The sequence below is a fragment of the Kitasatospora sp. NPDC007106 genome, from assembly GCF_040634455.1.
Classification (GTDB): Bacteria; Actinomycetota; Actinomycetes; order Streptomycetales; family Streptomycetaceae; genus Kitasatospora; species Kitasatospora arboriphila.
On record NZ_JBEYFP010000806.1, the window covers coordinates 1 to 2,585 of the forward strand.

Below are 2,585 nucleotides of genomic sequence, written 5' to 3' on the forward strand. Positions count from 1 at the left end.
GGCCCGCGCGGCGTACGCCCGGGCGTACACGTGCGCCCCGGCCGTGACCGGCTCGCCCTCGGGCAGCCCCAGGCCCGGGCGCAGCACCCCCGCCACGCTCGATCCCGCGCTCACCAGTGCGGCCAGTGCGTTGGCCGCCGACAGAACGTCCATTCCGACTCCCCCTGAATCATTCGAGCTTCGAACGATATGAGGACGGTACCATTCTCGTCATGAGCGATGTCAAGGGAGCGGCGGCACTGCGCGCCACGATCGTCTTCAACCTGGGCACCCTCGGCGCCCTGGCGTCCGACCGCTTCGCCGACCGGGTCGAGGAGCTCGGACTCAAGCCCAAGCACGCCGGCCTGCTGGCCGCACTCGACGCCGGATCCGCCGCCTCGCAACAGGAGCTGGCCACCCGCCTCGGCGTCGCCCCCAGCCTGATCGTGGCACTCGCCGACCAGCTCCAGGAACTCGGCGCGGTCGAACGCGTCCGCGACCCGGAGGACCGCCGCCGCCAGGTCCTCACCCTCACCACCGAGGGCCGACGACTGCTCGCCCGCTGCGCGGAGGCCGCCGAGGCCGCGGACGCCGAACTGACCGCGGGGCTCACCGAACCGCAGCGCACCGCACTCACCCGCGGCCTGCGCACGCTCGGCGAACAGCACGTCCCGCGCTAGGGCGCGGCCTCAAAGGGCGCCCGTACGTGCACGTTCTGCGCCGCGGGTTCAGGCGAGGGCGGCGACCAGCAGGGTGAAGGCGCCGATGAGGACGGCGACGCGGACGTAGTGGTAGCGGTCCCAGCGGTCCCCCTGCTCCTCCCAGTCCTCGGGCCGGCTCTCACCGGTCCAGGTCTTGCTCCGGTTGTTGATCGGGACGAGCAGCAGGAGCGACATCACCACGCTGACGACCAGCAGTGCGGCGGCGGTGACGACCAGGCCGGTGCCCTGGTGGTGCCGTCCGGCGACGGCCCAGACGACGCTGAGGACGAGCGAGCCGATGTACCAGACGGGCATCACGGCGCCGAGCATCCGGCCCCCGTGGGCGCGGCCCAGCACCCGGCTCTCCTCGGGAAGTGCTTTGAAGATCGGGTTCATGACGAAGGCGACGGAGAACTCCACCCCCACCATCAGACCGACGGCCACGGTGGTGAAGACCTCGAGCGCGTTGGGCATGACGACCCCTCCTGGAATCTAGCATTGCTAGCCGATGAGGCAACGCTAGTACTGCTGCCGCTCGATTGCCTAGCGATGCTAGGATCGGAGCATGTCGGTACAGCAACGCAAGGAACGCGAACGGGCGGACCGCGAACGCCTCATCGTGGCCACGGCCCGTGAACTCGCCGAGCAGCAGGGGTGGGACGCGGTCACCACCCGTCGGCTCGCCGAGCGCATCGAGTACAGCCAGCCCGTCCTCTACAGCCATTTCCGCGGCAAGCGCGAGATCATCGGCGCCGTCGCCCTCGACGGTGCCGCCGAGATGGCCGTCGCGGTGCGGGCCGCGGCGGCCGCCGCGGACGGCCCGCGCGCGCGGGTCGCCGCCCTCGCCCGTGCCTACCTCGCCTTCGCCGAGCGCAACCCGGCGGTCTACGACGCCCTGTTCCAGCTCGACGGCGGTCTGGCGTACGCGCAGGAGGACACCCCGGCGCCGCTGAAGGACGCCTTCGCCGCGCTGATGGAGACCCTGGGCGAGGTCGCCGGGGACGGCGTCCAGCCGGGGCTGTTCACCGAGGTGTTCTGGGCGTCGCTGCACGGCATCGCGACCCTGACCCGGGCCGGCCGGCTGCTGCCGGAGGACGCCGAACGGAGGGTGGACCTGCTGGTGGACCGGCTCGCCGTCGTCTGACCCACCGTCCCACCGTCCCACCGTCCCGGCTGGGCGGCGGGGCGGAGGGACGGCGCCCGGGTGGCCGGCACCCCGTCGTCACTCGGACCGGATCAGTGCCGGACGAACGCCAGATCGTCCGGCCGTACCCGCTCACGCGGCCCCGCCGCCCGCAGCACCACGTCCAGCACCCGGGCCGGATCGGCGGCGTAGGCGTGGGAGAACCAGGCCATGTTGGCCTCCACCACGGCCCAGCGGTGGCCCGGGCGGTAGGGGTCGAGCAGCTGCCCGACGTCCAGGACGACGGCGCTCGGCAGGCTCTGCCCGGCCGCGGCCACCAGCCGGTCGACGAACTCGGCGATCTCCCCGGCGGTGGCCCGGTCGGCGCGGTCCGTCGCGTCCGTGTGCAGCGGGTGCGGGTCGAGCCGGCCGAACACCGCGTACCGGCTCGCCGCGGCGATCCGCCCGTCCAGCAGGAACAGCCGGTACTCGGCCGCGAAGGTCACCACCTCGGAGAGCAGCACCGGCGTCGCCGGGTACAGGTCCGCGGGCAGCCGGGAGCCGTCGGCGTAGACGGCCGCCGGGAAGGACTTGTCGCGCGGCGGCTTGACGAACGTCGGCCGTTCCAGCGCCCGCGCGTCCGCGACGGTCGCCGAGCGGACGTCCCGGCCGGTGAACTCCTCCGGCAGCTCGGCGAGCCAGTCGTCCACCGGTTCGAGCAGTGCGAACCCGAGCCGGCCCGCCAGCCGCGCACCCGCGAGCGGCCCGCCGTACCAATGCGC

The 2,585-nt window shown here is 73.2% G+C and carries 4 protein-coding genes; 2 read left to right on the forward strand and 2 right to left on the reverse strand.

Going from position 1 to position 2,585, the window contains the following annotated elements:
- The first annotated feature begins 212 nt into the window (after window positions 1-212).
- Window positions 213-659 (forward strand): MarR family winged helix-turn-helix transcriptional regulator, encoded by a 447-nt coding sequence (locus ABZ641_RS32600; protein ID WP_359987697.1) that lies wholly within the window; start codon window positions 213-215, stop codon window positions 657-659.
- A 48-nt stretch (window positions 660-707) separates the two neighbouring features.
- Here ABZ641_RS32600 and ABZ641_RS32605 read toward each other — a convergent pair whose 3' ends face one another.
- Entirely contained in the window at window positions 708-1,154 is a 447-nt protein-coding gene (locus ABZ641_RS32605) for a DUF1772 domain-containing protein (protein WP_359987700.1), read from the reverse strand.
- Between the two features lie 91 nt (window positions 1,155-1,245).
- Here ABZ641_RS32605 and ABZ641_RS32610 point away from each other — a divergent pair, with 91 nt between their 5' ends.
- Window positions 1,246-1,824, forward strand: coding sequence for a TetR/AcrR family transcriptional regulator (locus ABZ641_RS32610; protein ID WP_359987703.1), 579 nt, complete (start codon window positions 1,246-1,248; stop codon window positions 1,822-1,824).
- 92 nt (window positions 1,825-1,916) lie between these two features.
- Here ABZ641_RS32610 and ABZ641_RS32615 read toward each other — a convergent pair.
- The coding region (locus tag ABZ641_RS32615; protein ID WP_359987706.1) for an ATP-grasp domain-containing protein at window positions 1,917-2,585 on the reverse strand (669 nt) is incomplete at its 5' end.